Genomic DNA, 24384 nt, shown 5'->3' on the forward strand with positions numbered 1-24384 from the left:
CTTGACCTTGCCGCCCTGCCGTCCTAACCGCAGCGCAACATTTTTCGGGATATCGGGGGCTCAAATGAAGGTTCTTCTGATCGGATCGGGTGGGCGCGAACACGCCCTTGCATGGAAGATCGCGCAGTCGCCGAAACTGACGAAACTCTACGCTGCGCCGGGCAATCCGGGCATCGCCGAAGAAGCTGAAATCGTCGCCCTCGACACGGACGACCATGCGGCCGTCGCCGACTTCTGCCGCAAGGAGAAGATCGATTTCGTCGTGGTCGGCCCCGAAGGACCGCTGGTTGCCGGCCTTGCTGACGTCCTGCGCGCAGCCGGCATCGCCGTCTTCGGTCCCTCGGCCGCTGCCGCCCAGCTCGAAGGCTCCAAGGGATTCACCAAGGATCTCTGCGCACGCTACGACATCCCGACCGGCGCCTATGGCCGCTTCACCGATGCAGAGAGCGCCAAGGCCTATGTGCGCGAACAGGGCGCGCCGATCGTCATCAAGGCCGATGGCCTGGCTGCCGGCAAGGGTGTCACCGTCGCCATGACGCTCGACGAGGCGCTTGACGCCGTCGAGGATTGCTTTGCCGGCGCCTTTGGCGCTGCCGGCGCCGAAGTCGTGGTGGAGGCCTATCTCGACGGCGAAGAGGCGAGCTTCTTCTGCCTCTCAGACGGCAAGACGGCGCTGGCGCTCGCGTCCGCCCAGGACCACAAGCGCGTCGGCGACGGCGACACCGGACCAAACACCGGCGGCATGGGCGCCTACTCGCCGGCCCCGGTCATGACATCAGAGATGATCGAGCGCACGATGAAGGAAATCATCGAGCCGACGATGCGCGGCATGGCGGAAAGCGGCCATCCCTTCTCCGGCGTGTTCTTCGCCGGCCTGATGATCACCGCCAAGGGGCCGGAACTCATCGAATACAACGTCCGCTTCGGCGACCCGGAATGCCAGGTATTGATGATGCGGATGAAGAGCGATCTTCTGCCGCTGCTCTACGCCGCGGCGACGGGCACGCTCGCCGGCATGACCGTGGAGTGGCGCGACGAGACGGCGCTGACTGTCGTGATGGCCTCCAAGGGCTATCCGGGCAGCTACGCGAAGAACACGCCGATCGCCGCCCTTCCCGCGGCCGCGGCCACCACCAAGGTGTTCCATGCCGGCACAGCGATGAAGGACGGAAGCCTGGTCGCAACCGGCGGCCGCGTGCTCAACATCACGGCAACGGGGGCAAGCGCCGGCGCTGCCAAGGATGGGGCCTATGCCGCCGTTTCCGCGGTCGCCTGGGACAACGGCTTCTACCGTCACGATATCGGCTGGCGCGCGGTCGCCCGCGAGAAGGCGTAACCGGCGACAGGTCCAATTCGCGGATCATTCTATTTTTACCAATTCTCCTGACGGGAAAGTAAGGGAGAGCGCATATTCTTGCCGGCAACGATCCGGGAGGAAACAATGCGCCTGTTGCTGATCACTACCGTGCTTGGGCTTGCCGCAGGCAACGCGGCAGCGTCATCGATCGAAGCGATCGCATCCGGCACGACCGACAATGCCAGTGTTTCCACGGTTTCCTGCGCCGATTGCCCGCCGTTGCAGTCGCGGAAGAAGGTCACCTATGTCGTCCCCACGATCGCGGCGGGCGACGAAACGGTCGAGCTCAAGAAGATCAACGGCGAGATGAAGATGGTGCGCACCGAGGCCTGGCTCGGGGGCTCGCCGGTGGTGTTCGTCAGCAAACCGTCTCATGAGATGATCAAGACGGCCGATGCCGAAACCGACGATGCTGCAACGGTGACCGTCTCGAACATCGCGAACGACCAGAACCCGCAGGACGACAACGCGGAGCTTATTTCGATCGACGAGACGGCACAGACCGCGGCGGTAACGCCGATCGGCGCCTCCATGGCGGCTTCGCCCGCGGCCGACGAGGGCTCACAGCATTTTGATCCGGCCACGCTCGAACTTCGGCTAAACTGAGCGCCTACCGGGAAAGTTCCCTGCCCCGTTCAGCCGTCCCCTGCATCTAAAGGCTGACGGGCGTTTCGCTGCATAGCGAGAGATTGCGCCCCTGAGAGAAGCAGGGGCGTAGTCTTTTGTCGCGGCTCTTCCAACGCTTCGATCCGCGCGATCAGCGCGTCGATCTGCCTGTCCGAATAGACTTCGACACCGTTGGCGGCGAGCAATGCGGCCGTAACGCCCTCACCCGGATGGCGCGCGCCGGAAAAGCTGCCGTCATAGACGAAACCGGAACCGCAGGACGGGCTGCCGTCGATCAGCAGCGCGAAGCGACAGTCGGTTTCCTTCGCCAGCGAGAGCGCGTTTTCGGCGGCCCGCAAGAAACCGTCGGTGACGTCGCGGCCGTTGTTCTCGACCACCCTTGCCTTGCCGGCCAGCACGTCCTTGCCGACCGCTCCGGCGGCGATTTCGGCCGGCGGACGCGGCACCGGCATGCCGGCCGACATTTCCGGACAGATGGTCACGAGACGGCCCTCGGCCCGCCAGCGCTCGATCGCCGGATGAACAAGCGGTTTTGACTGACCATCATAACGAACGGCATGGCCCATGAGACAGGCGCTGACGAGGATTTTTGCGGGCATGTCTCCCTCTACCCCGAGGCCATGCCGGTCAGCAAGCGCGATCATGACACCACCAGCCCGGCACCTCAGATCCAGCGGTCGTTTTCCGCGGTGCGTTCGCCGCCCTCGTGACCGGTGTTGAGCGTGCCGCGCGGCTCGATCAAGAGCATCTTCACCTCGCGCTCCGCATAGGGCTTGTGCTCGACGCCCTTCGGCACGACGTACATTTCGCCGGTGCCGAGCGTCACGGACCCGTCGCGAAAATCGATCCGCAACGTGCCTTCGAGCACGATGAAGGCCTCGTCGGTATCCTTGTGATCGTGCCAGACGAAGTCGCCCTCGATGCGCACGATCTTGAACTGGTAGTCGTTGAGTTCGGCAATGACCCGCGGCTGCCATTGGTCGCTGAACAGCGAGAGCTTCTCAGTGAAACTGATCGGCTTGTAGGTCTTCGTCGCGATATTCATCGGCTGTCTCCATCTTGATGATGGAGACAGGATATAGGGCGCCCGCTCGCAACCAGCTTGAACGTTTGTGCGCGAGGGACCGACGGGGCCGCCAGAGAGCCGGCGGCAGGCAGGTCGGCTTAGCCGGCGATCTTTGAAAAGTCGGCGACCGTGCCGGTGGCCGAGCGGATGAGCCCCAGCAACGCCAGGCGGTTGGCCCGGATCGCGGCGTCGTCGTCATTGACCAGCACATCATTAAAGAACTGGTCGACCGGCTGGCGCAGCTTTGCGAGGGCCTCCATGGCCGAGCGGAAGTCTTCCTTGGCGATCGCGTCGCGCGCCTCGCCCGAGCCGGCTTCGACGGCTTGGTGCAGCGCCTTTTCGGCGTCAAGGCGGAAGAGGCCGGCGTCAACGGCGTCGGCGACGGTCGTTCCCTTCTTCTCTTCAGCCGCCAGGATCTGCGTCGCGCGCTTGGTGCCGGCGAGCAGGTTCCTGCCCTCTTCGTCGGTGATGAAGGCCGTCAACGCCTCGACCCGGCGGGCGACCATCAGCAGATCGTCCGCATCCGGCGTTACCACCGCGTCGATCAGGTCGTGACGGGCGCCGAGATCGCGCAGATAGACCTTGAGGCGATCATGGAAGAAGGACAGCAGGTCCGCAGAAACGTCGGCCGACAGTGCCGGCTTTTGCGCCCGAAGCGCGACGAGCGCTGCCTCGAAGGCCGGCAACAGCGCGAGGCGCGCCTTGCCTTCCAGAATCAGGCGGATGACACCGAGTGCTGCACGGCGCAGCGCGTAGGGGTCCTTCGAACCGGTCGGCTTCTCGTCGATCGCCCAGAAGCCGACGAGCGTGTCGAGCTTGTCGGCAAGTGCGACGGTCACCGCCACAGGATCGGTTGGCGCGCGGTCCGAGGGACCGTTCGGCTTCCAGTGGTCTTCGATCGCCGTGGCGACGGAATCGTTCTCGCCCTGAAGCAGGGCATACTTGCGGCCCATGATGCCCTGAAGCTCGGGGAATTCGCCGACGGCCTCGGTGCGCAGGTCCGCCTTGGCAAGCACCACGGCGCGGTCGACGAGCTTGGCGTCGGCGCCAGTCACCTTGGCAAGTTCGGCAGCCAGCGCCCGGAGGCGGGCGACGCGCTCGCCCTGGGTGCCGAGCTTGGCGTGGAAGGTGACGTTCAGCGCATCGAGCTTGGCCATGCGCTGGTCGAGCGGCTTGTTGAGGTCCAGATCGAACTTCGTCGCCGACGCTTCCAGCGTTTCGAGGTCCGGCAGGTTACCTTGGTCGCGGTGCCAGAAATGGGCGGCGTCCGAAAGGCGGGCGCGCACGACCTTGCCGTTGCCGTGCACGATCTCCTTGCCGCCATCCTTCGCTTCGATGTTCGAGACGAGGATGAACTTGTTGGAGAGCGTTTCGGCGCCCGGCGCACGGGTCACGAAGCACTTCTGGTTGGTCTTGATGGTCAAGCGGATGATTTCCGAGGGGATTTCGAGATAGGCGTCCTCGAAGCTGCCCATCAGGACCTGCGGCCATTCGACGAGGCCGGAGACCTCTTCGAGCAGGCCTTCGTCTTCGACGAGCTCCAGCCCGTTGGCGAAGGCGACGTTGCGCGCATCGGCAAGGATCATTTCCTTGCGGCGCTCGCCGTCGAGAACGACCTTCGCCTTTTCGAGCTTTTCGGCATAGTCGGCAAAGCGGCGAACCGTGATCGCTTCCGGCGCGTGGAAGCGGTGACCATAGGTGACGTTCGAGGCGACGATGCCATCGACCTCAAACGGGATCACATGGGTTTCCTCGGTTTCCGAACCGAAGGTGCAGACGATCGACTGCAGCGGACGCACCCAGCGCAGCGCGCCGGGCTTGGCCGAGGCCACGCCGGAGCGCATCGGCTTCGGCCAGGGGAAGTTGCGGATGATGTCGGGCATCGCTTCGGCGACGATCTCTTCGGCGGGACGGCCCGGCTTGACGATGTGGGCGACGTAGAAGTCGCCCTTCTTCGGATCGCTGTGGACATGCGCCTCGCTGATCGAGGAAAGCCCGGCGCCGCGCAGGAAGCCTTCGATCGCCTTCTCGTTGGCGTCGGTGCGCGGGCCCTTGCGCTCTTCGCGAATGTCGGCGGAGCGCGCGTTGAGGCCACGGATGTCGAGCGTCAGCCGGCGCGGCGTCCAGTATTCGCGCGCACCCTCATAGGTCAGACCCGCTTCGACCAGGGCATCGGTCAGCAGCTTCTTGAGGTCGCCGGCCGCCTTGCGCTGCAGGCGGGCAGGAATTTCCTCGGAGCGGAGTTCGATAAGAAGATCGGGCATGGGAGTGACTTTTTCTGTTCCTGACGGTTGCGGCGGACTTAGCAATCTCTGGCAAGAATGTCACCAAGCCCGTCGATGAATTTGGCTGTCGAGGCGCGGACGCGCGGGCGGTTACCAGCCGCCGCCACCCCCGCCGCCTCCGCCGCCGCCGGAAAAGCCGCCGCCGGAAGAAAAGCCCGACGAGGACGATTTGGGCGGAGGCGGCAGCGACGAGGTCATCGTATCGGCCATCGAGCCGGCGAAGCCGCCGATGCGGTCGCCGAAGGTGCTGGAGCCAAAACCGTCGCCCTGATACCAGCCCGGCTGATAGGCCGCCGCCGCAGCAGCCCCGGCCGCAGCGGCGAGCAGCCAGCGATCGAAGGTCGCGGTCCAGGGCTTCTCGACGCCGAGCGCCACCGCATAGGGCAGCAGCGTCTCGAAATGCCGGGGCGACATCTCGGGCGCCCCTTGCATGTTCATCCGGTCCTTCTCGGCGAGCGTCATATATTGCCTGAGCCCGTCGACGCCATCCATCATCCGCGTTCCGAGCGGCGTTGGTGCGCCCATCAGGAAGAAGAACAGCACATTGACGAGAACGATGGCGCCGATCACGAAGAGCAGCGGCAGTTCGTCCGTTTCGGCTGCAGAATAGAAGACGGCGGCGAGGATGGTCGAGAAGATCGTGAAGGCGACGAAGCCGATGAAGGCAACCACCACGATCGACATGATCCGGCTCATCAGGCTCCTTTCGCGCCGCAGCGACTTGCCGAAGGAGACGGCAAGGATCGATACGAAAAAGGCGATGAAGACGGGAACGATCACCAGCGGCAGGCTGTCCTCGCTCAGATCGCCGAACAGGAATACCGCCACGACAGAAAGCACCGAAAGAATGACGCCGGCGACAATGTAGCCGCTGTTGGCTTGGTAATATTTGCCGCGATGCTCGCGCTCCATGGCGTTGCGGAAATCGGCGCCGGTCGCCTGCACCCGCGTGCCGTGGGCACGGTCGATGGTGAGCTTGCCGCCAGCGGCATTGACCGCCTTCATGACGGCCGCCTCGCCGGTGGGCAGTTTTTCGTCGCCCTTCTTGCCGGTCGCGGCAATGACGATGGCGTTCTTCAGGTCTTCGAGGACGACGTGGCCCTTGACCGCAAGATTGAGTGCCGCCGCCGACAGCGCCGTCCAGCCCTCGCCGGAAAAGCCCTTGTTGTCGATATAGTTGACGAGCGCCGGCGAGATGCCGTCCGGCGGGTCCCAGCGCGGCACCATGACGCCGCGGTCCGGGTCACGCCCGACCCTGAGCCAGGCCTGGCCATAGTAGAGCAGGACGAGCGCGAGTCCGGCACCGGCGATGACGAGGGCCAGATGGTCACGCAGCCACCAGGCATTCTCCTGGCTCGAGGACGGCCTGATGATGCTGCCCTTCGGCATCTTGATGGCAATCGTCAGCCCTTCGCGCGGGGCAAGGCGGCGGGTGGTGGCAAAGAAGATTTCGCTGCCGTCGCGAGACGCGCGGGCGTTCTTACCGGTCGCGCCATAGCTGCCAGTGAAGAAATCCAGCGCTTCGGCCCGCACACCCTCCGGCAGCGTCACCGTCGCGCTCGCCTCGTCGATCGGGAAGTCCCACTCCGTGCCGGTCACGTTCCAGTGGAGTTCGTCATGATCGTCGAAGAAGCGGATCTGCCGGCCGGTCTCGTAGGTGAACTGGAAGGTATGTTCGCCCGGCTCCAGGAAAACCTCGGCCGAGCCGGTGTAGATGCGGATGCCACCGCTGATCGTCTCCGTGCGGTAGGGCTCCTCCTCACCGTCGCGCTCGACCGAGAGCAGCTTGAAATCGACCTTACTGCGCTTGCCCTTCGCATCGGTGAAGGTCAAAGGCATGTCGCGATAGATGCCGCGGCGGATCCTGTTGCCTTCAACCGTCGCCGTGATCGTCTCGGTGACCGTCATCGTGCCGTCCTTGGCGACATCGATGACGGAGCGATAGGCGGAGAAGACCTCCTCCGCCCGACCGATGCCCGCCGTTGCCAGCAAGAAGACCAGGATGGCAAATGCGGCAGCGAGACGGACCATGCGGATCAAGCTTTCCTGTCGTTGACGTTCAAGGCACAGCGCCGTGCGTCAGGGCCGATCGCCGGTGAATTCGACGCCGAGCGAGGCGAGCGCGTCCCAATAGGCCGGGTAGGTTTTGGCAACGCAGCCGGGATCCTCGATGGTAATGCCGTGGATCTTCAGGCCGGCAAGCGCGAAGCTCATGGCAATACGATGATCGGCGAAAGTGTCGATCGATGCCGGCAGGGTCTGTCCGGCAAGCGTGGGATCGGAAGAGACGATCAGGTCGTCACCCTCCTCATGCGCCAGATCCGGACGGATCGCCGTCAGGCCAAGCGAAAGCGCGCGCACGCGGTCGCACTCCTTGACGCGCAGGTTGGCAAGACCAACGAAGCGCACCGGCGTGTTGTTGAAGGCGGCGAGCACGGCGATCGTCGGGATCGCGTCCTGCATCTGCGAACCGTCGATGACGGCGGGCAGGTTCGGAAAGCTTGCGATCACCTGATGGGCACGCGCATCCGGCTGGGAGAAGGCGTTCGCCGGAACGCCGAGATCGATGGCGCCGCCGGTCAGCACTTCCGCCGCCCAGAGATAGGTGGCAGCCGAAGCGTCCGGCTCGATGACGTACTCCGCCGCGCGGTAGCCGGTTGGGGCGACCTGCCAGACCGACGGGCTCAGCTGCTCGACTTCGGCGCCGAAGGCGCGCATGGCGGCGACCGTCAGGTCGATATAGCCGCGTGCGCCGATCTCGTCGCCGGCAAGCTCGATGCTGACCGGGCCCTTGGCGCCGGGCGCTGCCATCAGCAAGGCAGAGACATACTGGCTGGAGAGGCCGGCATCGATGACGACACGGCCGGCAGGGAACCCGCCCGTACCCTTGACGGTGACCGGCGGGCAGCCGGTTTCGGCGGTAACCTCGACGCCGAGCGTGCCGAGCGCTTCCACCAACGGCTTGATCGGCCGCTTGCGCATATGCTGGTCGCCGTCGACGACGACAGTGCCATCGACGAGGGCGGCTGCGGCCGTCAGGAAGCGTGTCGCGGTTCCGGCGTTGCCGAGGAACAGGGGGGCTTCCGGCGGAAGCAGCTTCCCAGTGCTGGTGACGACGAAGGTCGTTTCATCCGGCTCGCTGACTTCGACGCCCATCGCGCGCAAGGCTTCCGCCATGTAGCGGGTGTCGTCGCTCTTCAAGGCACCCGTCAGCCGGCTCGTGCCCTTGGCAAGGCCAGCAAGCAACAGCGCGCGGTTGGTGATCGACTTCGAACCCGGCGGGCGGACATGGCCGCTGAGCGGATGATCGGTCGGCAGGATGGTCAGCTTTTTCATGCTATCGGTGGTCATCGAATGGGTCTCTTGATGCGAATGGCGCCGCGGCGGGATCCCGCGACGAGGAATGTTCGGGGAAGCGTCCGCGTCGAGGGTCAGAACTTGACCTGCGGCACCGCGCGATCGGCTTCGTTGGTGATCTCGAAGTAGCCGGCTTTCACGAAGCGGAAGGCATTGGCGATGAGGTTCGAGGGGAAGCTCTCGACCTTGACGTTCAGGTCGCGGGCAGCGCCGTTGTAGTAGCGGCGCGACATCTGGATCTCGCCCTCGATCGTCTCCAGCGAGCGCTGCAACTCGGCGAAATTCTCGTTGGCCTTCAGGTCCGGATAGGCTTCGGCCAGCGCAAACAGCTTGCCGAGCGCCTGGGAGAGAGCGCCTTCCGCCTGGGCGCGGCCCTCGACATCGCCTGCCGGTACCGCCTGCGCCCGGTTGCGCATGGCGATCACCTCTTCGAGCGTCGACTTCTCGTGCGCGGCGTAGCCCTTCACCGTCTCGATCAGGTTCGGGATCAGATCGGCGCGGCGCTTCAACTGCACATCGATACCGGACCACGCCTCCTCGGCGATCTGCCGCGCCTTGACGAGGCCGTTATAGACGAAAACCAGATACAGGATCACGACGACGGCGATTGCCAGGCCGATCATAGGGCACCCTCCAAAAAACTCGCGCAGAGATTAGCATTCGCTTCTCAGCTTCATAGCGCTTTCTGCAGCATTCGGGCCGAGAAACACACTCCTCCCCAATTGCCATTGCCGCGTGAACACACTGTTCACCGCATCGACACCCCGTCAGGCGAAAACCTCCCGGTTCCTGTTCCAACGGTAACGGCGATCCCGCCGGCGATCGGCGATAGTCGGCTCATCGAACAACCCGGAACCGAAGTGAAGACCATGAAAACGCTCGCAACTCTCATCAACGTGATCGCCTTTACGGCGCTCTTCGTTGCCTATGCGAGCGCTCACTCGCCCGAACGGCCGACCGGTGTTCGCCGCGCCCTGCAGACCTATTCGGGTCAGGTCTATACCGGTGCCTATCCGACGATGAAGCCGTACTGCAAGAACGACTTCAGCGCCACCCGGATCATCTGACAGCAGGAGCGGCAATCGCGGCCACGATCGCTTCGGCCGCCTCATTCGCGCCGAGCGTCGTCACGTCGATCTCGACCAGCAGATCGCTGTTGCCGCGCAACAGTCTGTGGGCGCGACGCAATCCCAAAAGCACTTCCGGATCGGTCAGCTTGTGCAGCTTGCTGCGACCGGCGCGTGTGAGACGCTTGAGATTTTCCTCGACGGCGCAATCGATGACGACCGCGACGAAGCGGGCGCCGCGCCTGCGTGCAAGCGCGGCACAGTCCTCGAACACGTGCGCGTCGACGGCGTCATCCGAGAGCGCATCGGTGAAGACGAAGGATTGCGCCCCCGGCGCCTTTTCCAGGTGTTCGAAAACACTCTTGCGGACCTCGGCACGCAGCGAGCGATAGAGCGGGTCGCTGCGTGCAAACAGTGCCTCGGCCGGATTGATCAGCGTGTGATTATCGGCGAGCCGCGCGCCGAGCCGTTCGGCGAGGTGGCGCGCGATCGTCAGCTTGCCGGAGCCTGGCCAGCCGTTGATGTGAACGACAAGGCCGGACGGTTCTACACTCAAGCGGCGTCCCGATTTAGGTTCGCGCCACCGGCGTCGGTCAACAGGAAGGCTTCGCCGCAGGCCTTGGCGAGCGTGCGCACGCGCAAGATGTAGCTCTGGCGCTCGGTGACCGAAATCACCCCGCGGGCATCGAGCAGGTTGAACACATGGCTCGCCTTGATGCACTGGTCATAGGCCGGGAACACGCATTTGTGCAGGTGGTTGTTGCTGTGGTCGCCGGGGGCGCCGGCTGCCAGCAGCGCCTGGCACTCGGCTTCCGCGTCGATGAAGTGCTGGTGCAGCATCGCGGTGTTGGCGTATTCGAAATTGTAGCGCGAATACTCCTGCTCGGCCTGCAGGAAGACGTCGCCATAGCTGATCTTCTCGGCGCCTTCGCGGCCGTTGAAGTTCAGGTCGTAGACGTTGTCGACGCCCTGCACATACATGGCGAGACGCTCGAGACCATAGGTCAGTTCGCCCGAAACCGGCGAGCATTCGATACCGCAGACCTGCTGGAAATACGTGAACTGCGACACTTCCATGCCGTCGCACCAGCACTCCCAGCCGAGGCCCCAGGCGCCGAGCGTCGGGCTTTCCCAGTCGTCCTCGACGAAACGGATATCGTGCAGCAGCGGGTCGAGGCCGATCGCCTCGAGCGAGCCGAGATAGAGCTCCTGCAGGTTCGACGGGTTCGGCTTCAGGATCACCTGGTACTGATAGTAATGCTGCAGGCGGTTCGGGTTTTCGCCGTAGCGGCCATCGGTCGGGCGGCGCGACGGCTGCACATAGGCCGCGCGCCAGGGACGGGGCCCGAGCGCCCGCAGGGTCGTTGCCGGATGGAAGGTACCGGCGCCCACTTCCATGTCGTAGGGCTGCAGAACGGCGCAACCCTTGTCGGCCCAGTAATTGTGCAAAGTCAGGATCAGGGCCTGAAACGAGCGCTTCGGGTTCATATGATCGGGCAGAGTGGTCATGGATCGCGTCCGGATTTCTTGCGGAAAATGTGCCGGACAGGTGCCACGCCTGATGACAGGGGTCAAGCGCTACGGCAACCAGCGGGTAAATAGACCGCCGTCACGTCTTCGTGCCCTGAATGCCCCTTACTCGCCGTCGCGCTTCAGCCTGTACTCACCGGTTTCCGGATCCTGCACCAATGTTCCCTGGGCCCCGGTCCGCTCCTCGCGGCGAGCCTGTTCGCGCTGGCGCGTCAGCTTTTGTGCGTCGGCCACGAATTTGCGATAGCCGAGCCAGAAGACGAAACCTGCGATCAGAAGCAGGATGAGTTGCGGCATTGTTCCTCCAACGGCATTTCACGCAGGGACGGGCGTCATAGTCCGTACCGCGCCCACAATGCCCTTTCCTCGATGACTTCGGCAAGTCCCGCCGCTGCGGAAGCCGCCAGGGGTGCGGCGAGCGCGCCGGCAACGGCAGCGCCTGTCTGGCGGCGACCGAAAAGGCTGCGCGCCGGCTGGATGAGTTCGAGGCGCGCCTTCTCGCCGTAGCGCTTCTTTATCTCGCCGCGCAGGTCGCCAAGACCGTCGATCAGACCCAGTTCCAGTCCGCGCCGTCCGGTCCAGAAAAGGCCGGAGAAAATATCGGGATCGTCGGCGAGCAACTGCCCGCGACGGGCCTTGACCATCTGGATGAAGGTGTCGTGGATATCGAGCTGCAGGTTCTTCAGGAAAGCGATGTCACCTTCCTTTTCCGGCTGGAACGGATCGAGCATCACCTTGTTTTCGCCGGCGGTATAGACGCGCCGCTCGACGCCGATCTTCTTCAGGAGTTCCGGAAAACCAAAGCCGCCGGAGACAACACCGATCGAGCCGACGATAGAGGTCGGATCGGCGATGATCTCGTCGCCGGCAAGCGCGATCATGTAGCCGCCGGATGCGGCAACGTCCTCGACGAAGATCAGCACACGCTTCTTTTTCTCAAGAGCGAGATCCCGGATGCGCTGATAGATCAGCCGTGACTGCACCGGCGAGCCGCCGGGCGAATTGACGGAGATCGCGACGGCCTGCGCTTCTTTCACCGCGAAGGCCTTTTCGAGAAGCGGGGCCGCCGTCGCCAGGTTGAGCGCCGGCCGGAATTGCCCGCCGCCGGCCATGATCGCGCCGTGGAGGCGGACGACGGGGATCGTCACGCCTTCCTTGCGAAAACGCTTGGGCAACAACCGTCTCAGGAACGCCTTCATTTCAACTCCTGCCTGCTAGGCCATGTCCACGATCTTGGGCCGAAACAGCTGCAAATCATAGACGCGACCGCGTCTCTTCGGCGAAAGCGGAATGCTTCGCCGCACCTCTTCGAACCGCCCACCAAGGGGCATTTCATGCCATGTATGCACTGACGCGGCGAACGCAATGCCGCATACGGTAAATCAGCGACGGCGATAGGCGGCGCGCCCATTGTTGAGATCGTCGACATGGTCGGCGAAGCGATGCCCCTCCTCGTGCATGACGAGCGGCGCGCGCAGAACCAGCCGCTTGCGGCTCTGCTTGATCGCCGTCACCAGGATGCGCACGGCGTTCTCGCCGACCCTCGGATGCAGCGCCGTCACCTCGATGCCGCCGAAGCGGCGGCCGCAGGCGGCGATGATCTCGGCAATCGATTCCGGTCGCGCGATCAACGACAATTGCCCGCCCGGCTTCATGATCGCGCCTGATGTCTTCACCCAGACCTCGAACAGCCCGTCGCTCATCGCATGCGCCTCGGCCTTGAGGCTATCAGGCGTCTTGCGGTCGGATGCATCGTTGAAGGGCGGGTTCATGATCACGTGGTCGAAGCTGTCATCGGCGAGGCCGGCCGCAACACGCGCCTTGCCGGCGAGCGAAACGTCTGCCTCGATGACCGAGACGCGCTGCGCAAAGCGGGCGTTTTCGGCCAGCGCCAGGCTGCGACGGGCAAACTCCGCCATAACCGGCGAGCGCTCGACGAGAACCACCTCCGCGCCCTCCATGCGCGAGGCGACGGCCATGCCGGCTGCACCGGCGCCCGCACCGAGATCGGCGACCCGGCAGGGACGATCCGATGCCACCAGCGACGCAAGCAGCATGGCGTCCATGCCGGACCGGTGCCCCTGTCCGAGCGGCTGGACGACATGGAACTTGCCGCGGTGAAAGGCGTCGACGGTCTCGGTTGCGGCCGCCGGAACCGGCGCGGAACTCACGATCGCAACTCCGCTTCGAGCCCGGCGTCGATCAGGATCCGCCGCGCCGCTTCCGCGTCTTCCTCCGCGACCAGAAAACGACGGGGCAAAAGGCCAAGCGAACCCTCGAGAATGCTCATCCCCTGGTCGGCGATGAGGCTTGCGATACCGGCGTCCTTCATCAGGCTCTCGGCAAAGGAGAGCACGACGGCATCGTTGGTACGGATCAATTCCTTCATCCGGCGGTTTTTCCTGTCCTATTTCAGCAAGCGGGACAATTCGCCTCTTGCCGCACGGGACACCCCTTCCTATTGTCGAAAGCGACAATGAAAACAGGAGTCCCGGTGTGGGCGTAGTGATACCGCTGGAAGACAGCAAAAACAAACAGGCGTCCGTAAAGCCGCTCGTTGACCTGACCGCTGCGGACATGGAGCGCGTCAACCAGCTCATCCTGTCGAAGGCCGGCTCCGACGTTCAGATGATTCCCGAGGTCGCCAACCACCTGATTTCTTCGGGCGGCAAGCGCCTGCGTCCGATGCTGACGCTCGCCTCCGCTTCGATGTTCGGCTACGAGGGCGATGCCCATGTCAAGCTCGCGACCAGCGTCGAGTTCATGCACACGGCAACGCTGCTGCACGACGATGTCGTCGACGAAAGCGACCTTCGCCGCGGCAAGTCGACGGCGCGCACCATCTGGGGCAACCAGGCGAGCGTTCTGGTCGGCGACTTCCTGCTCGGCCAGGCCTTCCGCATGATGGTCGACGTCGGCTCGCTCGATGCCCTCGACGTCCTGTCGACCGCTGCTTCGGTCATTGCCGAAGGCGAAGTGCTGCAGCTGTCCGTCGCCAAGAACATGGAAACGACCGAGGACGATTACCTTCAGGTCATCCGCGCCAAGACCGCAGCCCTCTTTGCCGCCGCCGCCGAAGTCGGGCCGATCGTTGCCCAGACCAGCAAGTCCGATCGCAACGCGCTGAAATCCTACGGCATGAACCTCGGCCTCGCCTTCCAGCTCGTCGACGACGTGCTTGACTATGGTGGCTCGTCGAGCGACCTCGGCAAGAATGTCGGCGACGATTTCCGCGAGGGCAAGATCACCCTTCCGGTAATCCTCTCCTACCGTCGCGGCACGGCGGAAGACCGCGCCTTCTGGCGCGAGGCAATCGAAGGCGGCGACAGCAGCGATCAGAACCTGGACAAGGCGCTCGGCCTGATCAAGCGCTATGGCGGCTTGAGCGACACCATCGCACGCGCCCAGCATTACGGCACGATCGCCCGCGACGCGCTGGCGCCGCTGCCGGCTTCTCCCTGGAAATCGGCGCTGACCGAAGTCATCGACTTCTGCATCGATCGCGTCAGCTGACAGGCTCCGGATAGGCCCGAACGAACGACAGGATTTTCTTGCCGCGCTGCGCCAAAAAAGCCATTCTGTTCCTCAAGAGTTGCGTTGGGCTATCTGTGGCTGACTCCGAAACAACCCTTAGTGGTGCGAAGACCGAGCAATCGGCGCGAAAGGTTTGACATGCGGCAAAAGACGATTCTCCGCCTCCTCAGCGGCGCAGCACTGCTGGCTCTCGCTGCAGTCAGCGGCGGCAACCAGGCATTTGCCGAGGAGAAGGCCGCAGGCGTCGAAGAAACCGAACCTTTCGACATCAAGTCGGTCAACACGTTTTCCGGCGCCTTTCTGGCTGCCCGCACCGCCGATACCGATCGCGACTTCGCTTCCGCCACCGAACTCTACCGCATCGCGCTGCAGTTCGAGCCGAACAACAACGACGTCAAGCAACGGCTGATGATCACGCTTCTGATGGCCGGCCAGTTCGACGAAGGCGCGAAGATTGCCGAGCAGCTGAAGTCCGACCCGGCCGTCGAGCGCATCACGACGGTCATTCGCGCCATCGAAGCGATCCGCAAGCGCGAGTATCGTAATGCGCAGAAGCTTCTGAACTACCAGGGCCCGAACGATCTCGACCGGCTGATGAACGGCCTGCTTTCAGCCTGGGCGAAGTTCGGCCAGGGCAAGCCGAAGGAAGCGCTCGCCCAGATCAACGGCCTCGACGGTCCTGAATGGTTCCGCGTGTTCAAGAACTACCATGCGGGCGCGATCGCGGTTGCCGCGGGTGACAAGCAGACCGCGCGCACCAGGCTCAACGATGCCATCCTCGACCGCGAGGGTGGAAGTGCTGCCCCCGACACCTTCATGCGCGCGGTGGAAGCGCTCGCCCGTTTCGAGGCGCGCGAAGGCAACAAGCAGAAAGCGCTCGACACCGTCGCCGTCGGCGAAAACATGGTCAACAACTACACGCCGCTGCAGGCGCTGAGGACCGATATCGAGAATGGTGTTCCGCAGGAACAGCAGGTCAAGAACGCCACCCAGGGTGCTGCGGCCGTGCTCTTCTCGATCGGCGCTGCGCTCAACCGCGAGGGCGCCGAGGATATCGTCTCGCTCTATCTGCAGACCGCGCGCCGGCTCGACCCCGATAGCGCCGATATCCTGGTCATGCTCGGCGGTATCGCCGAAAACCTGAAGAAGCCGAACGAGGCAATCGAGCTCTACAAGGCCATTCCCGAGGCATCGCCGATGCGGCGCGTCTCGGAATTGCAGCTCGGCCTCAGCCTCGCCAGCATCGGCAAGGTCGATGAAGCGAAGAAGCACCTGAAGGCGCTGATCGACGTCGATCCGAAGAACATCCGCAACTACCTCGCCTATGGCAGCGTGCTTTCCGACGCCAAGGACTACAAGGAGATGGGCGAGCTCTACGATCGGGCGGTCGACCAGATCGGCCCCGTGCCGAAGCGCAGCGACTGGACCGTGTTCTTCCAGCGCGGCATCGCCTACGAGCGCCAGAAGCTGTGGGACAAGGCCGAACCGAACTTCCGCAAGGCGCTGGAGCTCAACCCGGACCAGCCGCAGGTGCTGAACTACCTCGGCTATTCCTGGGTCGACATGAACATCAACCTCGACGAAGGCCTGGAGATGATCCGCAAGGCCGTCGATCTGAAACCGGATGACGGCTATATCGTCGATTCGCTCGGTTGGGCCTATTTCCGGATGAACCGCTTCGACGAAGCGGTCGTGGAACTGGAAAAGGCGGCCGAACTGATGGCCGGCGATCCGACGATCAACGATCACCTCGGCGACGCCTACTGGCGCGTCGGACGCAAGCTCGAGGCCGTGTTCCAGTGGACGCAGACGCTTGAGCTGAAGCCCGAGGAAGCCGAGATCCCGAAGATCAAGGCGAAGATCGAAAACGGCCTGCCACCGCTCAAGGAAACGGTCCCAGCCTCGGCCGATGCCAAGGAAACCGCGCCGAAGAAGGTGACCCCGGAAGCGCCGGCTCCGGACAAGAAGTCCTGATCGTTCCATGTCGGAAGACGGCATTGCGGGCTTTGCGCTGACGCGCGCGGCCCCCGCCAAGATCAATCTGGCGCTCCACATCGTCGGCCAGCGGGCCGACGGACATCATCTCCTCGAAAGCCTCGTCACCTTTGCCGATCGCGGCGACCGGATCGGCCTCTCGCCGGCGGAAGCGGATCGTTTCACGGTCTCGGGCGTATTTGCCGGTGCGCTGCCGATGGATGCCGACGCGCAAGGCGGCAACCTGGTCCTGAAGGCGCGGGACCTCTTGCGCCACGAACTGCAATCACTCAATCCCGATGCGGCCGGCCCCGCCCATCTGCATCTCGAAAAGAACCTGCCGCTCGCCTCGGGCATCGGCGGCGGATCGGCCGATGCTGCCGCAACGCTCCTTGGGCTTCTCGATCTTTGGGGCGCCACGATCACGCCGTCCCGTCTTGGCGCCATCGCCTTGCGGCTCGGGGCGGACGTGCCGATGTGCCTTGCCGGCACGCCTCTGCTGGCGAAAGGGATCGGCGAGGACATCACGCCGCTTGAGGATTTCCCCGCCCTGCCGATCGTGCTGGTCAATCCGCTGGTCGCCGTCTCGACGCCGGTCGTCTTCCGCACGCTCGCCAACAAGACGAACCCGCCGCTCGCTCTCCCCCTGAGAGCCGATAGCGCGGCCGAATGGATTTCCGCCATCGCGACGATGCGCAACGATCTGCAGCCACCGGCGGCAAGGCTTGAGCCCGTGATCGACGCGGTCTGCCAAGCACTGACGGAAGCCGGATCGGCACTCACGCGCATGTCGGGCTCGGGCGCCACATGCTTCGGCCTTTTCGACAGCGACGAACGCGCGGCTGCGACAGCGCGTGCTCTTTCGGACGCCTACCCCGGATGGTACGTTCTTGCCTGCAGGACGGTGGGCAGAGGGAAATAGCATGGCCGGTATCGACGAAAAGCGTCCCTTCATTCCTGTCGGGATCGCCATCCTCACAGTCTCCGACACGCGCACGCTCGCCGACGACAAGTCGGGCGACACATTGGAAGCCCGGGTACGTGACGCCGGCCACCGCCTGGAAGCGCGCGCCATCGTTCAGGATGACCGGACGAAGATCTTCGACCAGGTGAAGGCCTGGACGCTCGAGCCGACCATCGACGTGGTGATCACAGCAGGCGGAACGGGCTTCACCGGCAGGGACGTGACGCCCGAGGCGCTCGAGCCCCTGTTCGAAAAGCGGATGGACGGGTTCTCGGAGATCTTTCATCGCATCTCCTACGAGAAGATCGGCACGTCGACGATCCAGTCACGCGCGACCGGCGGCGTTGCCAACGCCACCTTCATCTTCGTTCTTCCAGGTTCGCCGGGCGCCTGCCGCGACGCGTGGGACGGTATCCTCAAGCAGCAGCTCGATTACAGGCACTTGCCCTGCAATTTCGTGGAAATCATGCCGCGGCTGGACGAGCACCTGAAACGCGGCTGAACAGCATGGACCGTTCCGGCACGGCCAACCTGTTACCTTAGTAACTGACAGTCGCTTCTCCTCTCGTTAGGTTTCAAGCGTTGACACAGCGAGGAACGACCGCCGCACGTTCCGCTCCTCGCTCCGCAAGACCCTTCCGCCTCTGTCCCCCAGGCGGAGTGAAATGTTGTATACGACGTGCAGCCAGAATGCTGCCCGGACAGAAATCTGCCAAACAAGGTCATTTGAGAGCCGCTTGGAGGTGCCGTCCCCCCGGACTGGCACCTTTCATTTTGCGCGCTTGAACGGGCATCACCGCCTGGATTCGATCGCGACCCAGGCCGGAACGAGTTCGGTCGAAAGCTTGCGGACGGACCGCACATTCGTCATGGCGTCCAGGCCCGTGTTGCCGCGGGCAACGGCAAGCGCATCGTTCTTGCGCAGGAGAAAACCCGTCTCCAGCGGCTTTCCCCGCCGGGTCAGCCGGCTGAAGAAGGGCTTGCGATGCAGTCTCGAACCGGAGAAACGGGCGGGCTCTCTGTTCAACGATACATACTCGGCCAGTTCATCGATCCAGCGGCCGATCGGACGGGCGCCCGGCTCCAGCAACATCAGCCATTCGCCGCGCGCCGACCCCACCACTTCCGCGAGATCCCAATCCCGGCAGAAACGGCATCCGGCCGCATCGGCCACGTCGGACGAGCCATCCTTCGAGCCGTGATCGAGAATGATCACATCGCTGACGAGGCCCTCCACGGCGCCGGCCACCAGTACAGAAAGCGTCTGGGCCAGTTCGGCTTCGTTGTCGCGGGTTTCCATGATGATCGTGAGCATGGTTCCTCGTAACGCATCGCCACGGCAATTGCTACATCTCGGACACGAGCCGCAGCGGCGCCTTGATCGACAAAATCGAAACTCCATTTTTGTTCTTGAATTGTTCACGCATTCGCGATAGGAAAATAATCAGAACAAAACGGGATCAAAATCTGATTCCGGGGAGATTCCAATGACCGAGCTGTCTCAGATCAGGCAGGGTGCGCTTGCGCCCGCCAATACGGCAGATGTGGCCGAAGCGATGATGAGCGCTTCTGGCCTGCGGATCGACATCGATCGCCGCCGGGGACGTGGTGCCGGGATCAACATGTCCGGCCGGTTCGAACCGAGTAGCCGGGAGACGTTCGATGACGGCTGGGAAAGTCTGGAGGATCTGCCGCCTTTCAAGACCGAGGTTCAGGTCGAGAAGCCGCGCACGGTGATCACGAGGAACGAGTCTCCCGACATCTCCTTCGACCGCTCCATCAATCCCTATCGTGGATGCGAGCACGGTTGCATCTATTGCTTCGCCCGCCCCACACACGCCTATATGGGCCTGTCGGCTGGGCTCGACTTCGAGGCGAAGCTCTTTGCCAAGCCGGATGCGCCGCGACTTCTGGAGCGCGAGCTGGCGCGGCAGGACTACAAGGTCAGGCCGATTGCCATCGGCACCAACACCGACCCCTATCAGCCGATCGAGAAGGAGTGGCGCATCATGCGCCAGATCCTCGAGGTACTGCGCGACGCCAACCATCCGGTCATGATCGTCACCAAATCGGCGATGGTCACGCGCGACATCGATATCCTGGCGCCGATGGCGGAAAAGGGACTTGTGCGCGTCGGCATCTCCGTCACGACGCTCGACCGCAAGCTGGCGCGGACGATGGAGCCGCGGGCGTCGACCCCGAGCAAGCGGCTGGAGGCGATACGGATGCTTGCGGAAGCCGGTATCCCGGCCGGCGTTCTCGTTTCTCCGATCATTCCGGCGCTGAACGATCACGAGATAGAACGAGTGCTTGAAGCTGCAAGGACGGCAGGCGCAACCGAAGCAAGCTATGTCCTCTTGCGGTTGCCGCTCGAGGTCAGCCCGCTCTTTCGCGACTGGTTGCTGCGCAATTACCCGGACCGCTACCGGCATGTGATGTCCCTCATCCGCTCCATGCGGGGCGGCAAGGACTATGATGCCGAATTCGGCAAGCGCATGAAGGGCGCCGGCCCCTATGCGTGGCAGATCGGCCGCCGCTTCGACCTGGCGGTGAAGCGCCTCGGCTTCAACCCGACGCGTCGGCAGTTGCGCGACGACCTCTTCGTGCCGCCGCTCGGAACGGGGGTGCAGCTCTCGCTTCTTTGAAGGCTTTCCAGTCACCTCGGTAGCCATCCGTATATAATGCGTGTGGCGGGGATGATCGGCCCGCCCTATCGGGCGACCGGCCCGCAGACGCCTAAGATCGCATAGCAGTTCCGGTGCCCCCTACCCGCCGTGGGCCCCGGTAATCCCCCGTCCGCCGCCGCACTCGGACCTGGGGGCTTGAAGAGAATCGGTCGATCATGCGAATGAGACTTATGTCTCGCAGATCGTCCGATTCTCCCCTTTTTCCCGATATCATCGAAGCGCCCGATTTCAGTTTCGAGCTTTCGGCCAAGGGCGATGGTTTCTGGCCGGTCGCAGGCGCCGATGAGGCCGGCCGCGGGCCGCTCGCGGGGCCGGTGGTCGCCGCCGCCGTCATTCTCGATCCGGACGCCATTCCAGCAGGGCTTGACGACAGCAAGAAGCTGACGGCCCAGGCGCGCGAAAAACTGTTCGAAGAAATCCTCGCCACATCCGACGTGTCGATCGCCTCCGCCTCGGCCGGCACGATCGATGCAACGGACATTCGAAAGGCGAGCCTCGAGGCGATGCGGCGCGCGGTCGCCGGCCTGCCCTCGACTGCGCGTTTCGTGCTCGTCGATGGCCGTGACGTTCCACCCGGCCTCTCCTGCCACGCCAAGGCGGTGGTGAAGGGCGACGCCCGGTCCTTGTCGATCGCAGCCGCTTCGATCGTCGCAAAGGTCACCCGCGACCGCATGATGGCCCGTGCCGACCTCGCGCATCCCGGCTACGGCTTCGCGCTCCATGCCGGCTACGCGACGGTGACCCACCGCCGCGCCATCGAGGCCCACGGCCCCTGCCCCTTGCACCGCATGAGCTTCCGGCCACTGCGCCAGGACGAATAGCCTCCGGGCAATCGCGCGAAGATGGCTGGTCCAGCGCGAACGGTTCCGACACGCAGCGCTGAAACGCTGCGAACCTTCAGATTCGCTCTCCGCGCTTTAGGTTTTGATTTCGCCGGTGTTTCAACGCGCTGTCCGGCCGCCATCCGAGGCGAGCCATACGTCGACGGAAATCTCCGGCCCGAACGGGCGTCACACTAGGTCCCGGGCAAAGAGACTCGGCACACGGGCATAAAAAAGCCCCGCACGAGGCGGGGCTTTTTTCAATCGAATTGTCCGAACGCTCAGTTCAGGCGCGCCTTAACTTCGCCAAGTGCCTTCTTGAAAAGGTCGCTCTGGGCGCCGGCGTCGGCCTTGGCGGCAACGACCTTCTCGGCAGCGGCAATCGCGAGATCGACAGCAGCGGAACGGACCGCATTGATCGCGTCGCTTTCGGCCTGCTTGATCTTCTGTTCCGAAAGAGCCGTGCGACGAGCGACGTATTCCTCGGTCTTCTGCTTGGCTTCGGCGGTCAGCATTTCGGCTTCGCGCTGAGCGGCAGCGACAATACCGGCAGCTTCCGCTTCGGCATCCTTGCGCTTGCGCTGGTACTCGGCGACGAGGCCCTGTGCTTCTTCGCGCAGGCGCTTGGCTTCGGTCAGCTCATTGCCGATCTTTTCGGCGCGGGCGTCGAGCGCCTTGCCGATCATGCCCGGAACCTTGAGATAGGCGATCAGGACGAAGAACAGGATCAGGCCAACCAAGGCATAGAAAGTTGCATCAAGATGCATGGTTCAGTGCTCCTCAGTTACCAGCCGATGCCTTGACGGCAGCGGTGATCTCGGCCTTGGTGACGGTTCCGCCGATCAGCTGCTTGACGACAGCCGTTGCGGTTTCCTCGGCGATGGCGCCAACGTCGGCCAGTGCCTTTGCCTTGATGTCGGCGATGCGGTCTTCCGCAGCCGAGATCTTCTTGGCAAGGTCGGCTTCAACGGCGGTGCGGTCAGCATTGGCCTTGGCCTTTGCGGATTCGCGGGCGTCGTCGGCGATCTTGTGACCCTTGGACTTGGCGGCTGCCAGATCCTGCTCGTAGGAGGCGATGGCCGCGTCGGCTTCGCCCTTGAGGCGGGACGCTTCATCGAGATCCTGAGCGATCCGATCGTGACGGGTTTCCAGAATTCCGCCGATGCGCGGAATGATGACCTTCGACATCAGGAGATAGAAGAGGCCGAACGTGATCGCGAGCCAGAGCAGCTGCGATGCGAAATGGGTCGAATCGAAGGGCGGGAACACGCCGGAGCCAGCCTCGCCTTCGTGGGCCACACCCGTTTCGGTGTGCACCTCACCGGCCGCAGCGGCATCGTGTGCTTCGGCGCCTTCAGTGGTGGTTGACTGCTGGGCATAGGCCGCGGTCACAAACATGCTCACCTCCAGGTGCACTCAAGAATATGCGCGGCCGCGACCTTTTGACGGGCCGCGGCCGAAACTCCAGCCGTTATTAGACGGCGAACAGGAGGAGCAGAGCTACGAGCAGCGAGAAGATGCCCAGAGCTTCCGTAACGGCGAAGCCGAATACGAGGCGGCCGAACTGACCGTCAGCTGCCGACGGGTTGCGCAGTGCGCCGGACAGGTAGCTGCCGAAGATGTTGCCGAGGCCGAGAGCCGTGCCGGCCATACCGAGGCAAGCGAGACCTGCGCCGATGTACTTTGCTGCTTCCGCTTCCATGTTTGAACTCCTTCGAATGGTGTTGCGGCTTAGGATTGTGCTTCCGGCGGAGGGCCGGCCGAAAGCAAGCGACTGTTATTCCTTAGTGGCTTCCGGGATGGACAGCGTCGTTGAGGTACATGCAGGTCAGTACCGCGAAGACATAGGCCTGGAGGAAGCAGACGAGGAACTCAAGACCGGTAATGGCGACGGTCATGATAAGCGGCAGGATCGCGCCACCGATGCCGACTGCGCCAAGAGCGCTCAGCGAGGTGACGAAGCCTGCGAAAACCTTCAGCGTGATGTGGCCGGCCAGCATGTTGGCGAACAGACGGACCGAGAGGCTGATGGGACGGGAAAGGAACGAGATGATTTCGATCGCGACGACGAGCGGCAGAAGCACGCCGGGAACGCCGTGCGGCACGAACAGCTTCAGGAAGCCGAGGCCATGCTTGTAGAAACCATAGAGAATGACGGTGCCGATGACGAACAACGCCAGCGCGAAGGTGACGATGATCTGGCTGGTGATCGTGAAGAAGTATGGGAACATGCCGAGCAGGTTCGCCGTCAGAATGAACATGAACAGCGAGAACACCATCGGAAAGAACTTCATGCCGCCGCTGCCGGCACCTTCGCGCAGCATCGAGGCAATGAATTCGTAGGACATTTCGGAGACCGACTGCAGGCGGGTCGGGATCAGACCGCGCTGCGACGTCGTCAGGTAAAGGAAGCCCGCGGCAACACCCACGGTCGCAACCATGAACAGCGACGCATTGGTGAAGGAAAAGTCAATTCCACCAATTTCGATCGGGACAATCTTATTGACCAGGAACTGGTGGGTCGGATCGTTTGACACCGCGCTACTCTTTCGTTCTATCCGCTCGGGAGCGGAAACCGTTTCCTTCGGGGCAACGCCTCAGTGGGCGTTTCCGTCCTTCTTGTCATTCTCAGCGCCGCTTTTTCCGGCTTCCAGTGTCGCCACCATACCGGCCGAGCGCAGCACATTCAGCACGCCAGCGCAGAAGCCGAGAAGCAGGAAGACAATCATGCCCCACGGCCCTGTACCCGCAAAGTGGTCCAAAAGATAGCCCAGAAACGCCCCGACAACGATGCCGGCGATGAACTCGCTCGAGAGCTTCATCGCCGCCGCATAGCCCTTACGGCTTTCGGCGGCCCTGGCTTCCGCTGCATCAGGCGCATTGGGCCTCTTGGCCTCAATCTTGTCGCCGAGCTGCTTCAGCCGCGCTTCCAGACTTTCCTCAGGTTTCTCCGCCACGTGGCTACTCCCTTGTCGTCCTTATCGGGTCTCAGACCGCGATTTCGGTCATACAATAGGCCTTCGCACAAGCCACGTTTCGGCCCCATTTGAAGTCGCGCGCAACATAGTTTTAGGCTCCCGCATAGTCAAGGCATGCAGGCCGCTTGATCGTGGAC

27 protein-coding genes are annotated in these 24384 nt (G+C 63.5%); 9 read left to right on the plus strand and 18 right to left on the minus strand.

What is annotated here, in order from left to right; translation table 11 throughout:
* The first annotated feature begins 64 nt into the window (after window positions 1–64).
* Both purD and XB14_RS13835 read left to right on the plus strand, forming a co-directional pair.
* Window positions 65–1336 (plus strand): phosphoribosylamine--glycine ligase, encoded by a 1272-nt coding sequence (gene purD / locus XB14_RS13830; RefSeq protein WP_077962189.1) that lies wholly within the window; start codon window positions 65–67, stop codon window positions 1334–1336.
* Between the two features lie 105 nt (window positions 1337–1441).
* Complete coding sequence (locus tag XB14_RS13835) at window positions 1442–1963, plus strand: plant virulence effector HPE1-like domain-containing protein (protein ID WP_077962190.1); 522 nt, start codon at window positions 1442–1444, stop codon at window positions 1961–1963.
* Between the two features lie 29 nt (window positions 1964–1992).
* On the opposite strand, the gene XB14_RS13840 is transcribed toward XB14_RS13835, so the two are convergent.
* The 6 genes from XB14_RS13840 to XB14_RS13865 all read right to left on the minus strand — a co-directional run bounded on the left by XB14_RS13840 (window position 1993) and on the right by XB14_RS13865 (window position 9315).
* Window positions 1993–2583: a DUF523 domain-containing protein gene (locus tag XB14_RS13840; RefSeq protein ID WP_077962191.1), complete on the minus strand. Its 591-nt coding sequence runs from the start codon at window positions 2581–2583 to the stop codon at window positions 1993–1995.
* A gap of 65 nt (window positions 2584–2648) precedes the next feature.
* The gene (locus XB14_RS13845; RefSeq protein ID WP_077962192.1) at window positions 2649–3029 is read right to left on the minus strand and encodes a cupin domain-containing protein; all 381 of its coding nucleotides are present in this window, start codon (window positions 3027–3029) and stop codon (window positions 2649–2651) included.
* A gap of 119 nt (window positions 3030–3148) precedes the next feature.
* On the minus strand, window positions 3149–5314 hold the full coding sequence (glyS, locus tag XB14_RS13850) for a glycine--tRNA ligase subunit beta (protein ID WP_077962193.1): 2166 nt from the start codon (window positions 5312–5314) through the stop codon (window positions 3149–3151).
* Between the two features lie 111 nt (window positions 5315–5425).
* Entirely contained in the window at window positions 5426–7366 is a 1941-nt protein-coding gene (locus XB14_RS13855; RefSeq protein WP_077962194.1) for a DUF2207 domain-containing protein, read from the minus strand.
* Window positions 7367–7414: 48 nt separating this feature from the next.
* Window positions 7415–8686, minus strand: a complete 1272-nt coding sequence (locus tag XB14_RS13860) for a 3-phosphoshikimate 1-carboxyvinyltransferase (protein WP_077962195.1) — start codon at window positions 8684–8686, stop codon at window positions 7415–7417.
* An 80-nt stretch (window positions 8687–8766) separates the two neighbouring features.
* Window positions 8767–9315 (minus strand): LemA family protein, encoded by a 549-nt coding sequence (locus tag XB14_RS13865; RefSeq protein WP_057250782.1) that lies wholly within the window; start codon window positions 9313–9315, stop codon window positions 8767–8769.
* Window positions 9316–9561: 246 nt separating this feature from the next.
* On the opposite strand from XB14_RS13865, the gene XB14_RS13870 reads away from it, so the two are divergent.
* Complete coding sequence (locus tag XB14_RS13870) at window positions 9562–9759, plus strand: hypothetical protein (protein ID WP_077962913.1); 198 nt, start codon at window positions 9562–9564, stop codon at window positions 9757–9759.
* Here the strand turns inward: XB14_RS13870 and XB14_RS13875 are convergent.
* The 6 genes from XB14_RS13875 to XB14_RS13900 form a co-directional block, all read right to left on the minus strand.
* Entirely contained in the window at window positions 9752–10315 is a 564-nt protein-coding gene (locus XB14_RS13875) for an AAA family ATPase (protein ID WP_077962196.1), read from the minus strand. The genes XB14_RS13870 and XB14_RS13875 overlap by 8 nt on opposite strands.
* On the minus strand, window positions 10312–11268 hold the full coding sequence (locus XB14_RS13880) for a glycine--tRNA ligase subunit alpha (RefSeq protein ID WP_060516372.1): 957 nt from the start codon (window positions 11266–11268) through the stop codon (window positions 10312–10314). The genes XB14_RS13875 and XB14_RS13880 overlap by 4 nt, the downstream gene beginning before the upstream one ends.
* Window positions 11269–11394: 126 nt before the next feature.
* The gene (locus tag XB14_RS13885; protein WP_077962197.1) at window positions 11395–11586 is read right to left on the minus strand and encodes a hypothetical protein; all 192 of its coding nucleotides are present in this window, start codon (window positions 11584–11586) and stop codon (window positions 11395–11397) included.
* A gap of 35 nt (window positions 11587–11621) precedes the next feature.
* The gene (locus tag XB14_RS13890) at window positions 11622–12488 is read right to left on the minus strand and encodes a S49 family peptidase (protein ID WP_077962198.1); all 867 of its coding nucleotides are present in this window, start codon (window positions 12486–12488) and stop codon (window positions 11622–11624) included.
* Between the two features lie 183 nt (window positions 12489–12671).
* Window positions 12672–13460, minus strand: a complete 789-nt coding sequence (locus XB14_RS13895; RefSeq protein WP_077962199.1) for a tRNA1(Val) (adenine(37)-N6)-methyltransferase — start codon at window positions 13458–13460, stop codon at window positions 12672–12674.
* Entirely contained in the window at window positions 13457–13678 is a 222-nt protein-coding gene (locus tag XB14_RS13900; protein ID WP_077962200.1) for a DUF2007 domain-containing protein, read from the minus strand. Before XB14_RS13900 ends, XB14_RS13895 begins: the two co-directional genes overlap by 4 nt.
* A 107-nt stretch (window positions 13679–13785) precedes the next feature.
* Here XB14_RS13900 and XB14_RS13905 point away from each other — a divergent pair, with 107 nt between their 5' ends.
* From XB14_RS13905 to moaB, 4 genes are all read left to right on the plus strand, one after another.
* On the plus strand, window positions 13786–14802 hold the full coding sequence (locus tag XB14_RS13905; RefSeq protein ID WP_077962201.1) for a polyprenyl synthetase family protein: 1017 nt from the start codon (window positions 13786–13788) through the stop codon (window positions 14800–14802).
* A 159-nt stretch (window positions 14803–14961) separates the two neighbouring features.
* Window positions 14962–16797, plus strand: a complete 1836-nt coding sequence (locus tag XB14_RS13910) for a tetratricopeptide repeat protein (protein WP_077962202.1) — start codon at window positions 14962–14964, stop codon at window positions 16795–16797.
* 7 nt (window positions 16798–16804) lie between these two features.
* Window positions 16805–17719 (plus strand): 4-(cytidine 5'-diphospho)-2-C-methyl-D-erythritol kinase, encoded by a 915-nt coding sequence (locus XB14_RS13915; protein WP_077962203.1) that lies wholly within the window; start codon window positions 16805–16807, stop codon window positions 17717–17719.
* Window position 17720: 1 nt separating this feature from the next.
* Window positions 17721–18263: a molybdenum cofactor biosynthesis protein B gene (gene moaB, locus XB14_RS13920; RefSeq protein WP_077962204.1), complete on the plus strand. Its 543-nt coding sequence runs from the start codon at window positions 17721–17723 to the stop codon at window positions 18261–18263.
* A 291-nt stretch (window positions 18264–18554) separates the two neighbouring features.
* Here the strand turns inward: moaB and XB14_RS13925 are convergent, their stop codons facing one another.
* On the minus strand, window positions 18555–19076 hold the full coding sequence (locus tag XB14_RS13925; protein ID WP_077962205.1) for a glycosyl transferase: 522 nt from the start codon (window positions 19074–19076) through the stop codon (window positions 18555–18557).
* Between the two features lie 172 nt (window positions 19077–19248).
* On the opposite strand from XB14_RS13925, the gene XB14_RS13930 reads away from it, so the two are divergent.
* A complete protein-coding gene (locus XB14_RS13930) occupies window positions 19249–20406 on the plus strand; it encodes a PA0069 family radical SAM protein (protein ID WP_077962206.1) in 1158 nt (385 codons plus the stop codon).
* A gap of 212 nt (window positions 20407–20618) precedes the next feature.
* Window positions 20619–21269 (plus strand): ribonuclease HII, encoded by a 651-nt coding sequence (locus XB14_RS13935; RefSeq protein ID WP_077962207.1) that lies wholly within the window; start codon window positions 20619–20621, stop codon window positions 21267–21269.
* Between the two features lie 281 nt (window positions 21270–21550).
* Here XB14_RS13935 and XB14_RS13940 read toward each other — a convergent pair whose 3' ends face one another.
* The 5 genes from XB14_RS13940 to XB14_RS13960 all read right to left on the minus strand — a co-directional run bounded on the left by XB14_RS13940 (window position 21551) and on the right by XB14_RS13960 (window position 24226).
* Window positions 21551–22036 carry a F0F1 ATP synthase subunit B gene (locus XB14_RS13940; protein WP_077962208.1) on the minus strand — a complete coding sequence of 162 codons (486 nt, stop codon included), beginning with the start codon at window positions 22034–22036 and terminating at the stop codon, window positions 21551–21553.
* 13 nt (window positions 22037–22049) lie between these two features.
* Window positions 22050–22667 carry a F0F1 ATP synthase subunit B gene (locus tag XB14_RS13945; protein ID WP_077962209.1) on the minus strand — a complete coding sequence of 206 codons (618 nt, stop codon included), beginning with the start codon at window positions 22665–22667 and terminating at the stop codon, window positions 22050–22052.
* A 76-nt stretch (window positions 22668–22743) separates the two neighbouring features.
* Window positions 22744–22971: a F0F1 ATP synthase subunit C gene (locus XB14_RS13950; RefSeq protein ID WP_025426100.1), complete on the minus strand. Its 228-nt coding sequence runs from the start codon at window positions 22969–22971 to the stop codon at window positions 22744–22746.
* 82 nt (window positions 22972–23053) lie between these two features.
* Entirely contained in the window at window positions 23054–23806 is a 753-nt protein-coding gene (locus tag XB14_RS13955; protein ID WP_077962210.1) for a F0F1 ATP synthase subunit A, read from the minus strand.
* A gap of 60 nt (window positions 23807–23866) precedes the next feature.
* Window positions 23867–24226, minus strand: a complete 360-nt coding sequence (locus tag XB14_RS13960) for an AtpZ/AtpI family protein (protein WP_077962211.1) — start codon at window positions 24224–24226, stop codon at window positions 23867–23869.
* Window positions 24227–24384 lie beyond the last annotated feature (158 nt).

Source organism: Ensifer adhaerens (assembly GCF_002007205.1).
Taxonomy (GTDB): domain Bacteria; phylum Pseudomonadota; class Alphaproteobacteria; order Rhizobiales; family Rhizobiaceae; genus Ensifer; species Ensifer adhaerens_D.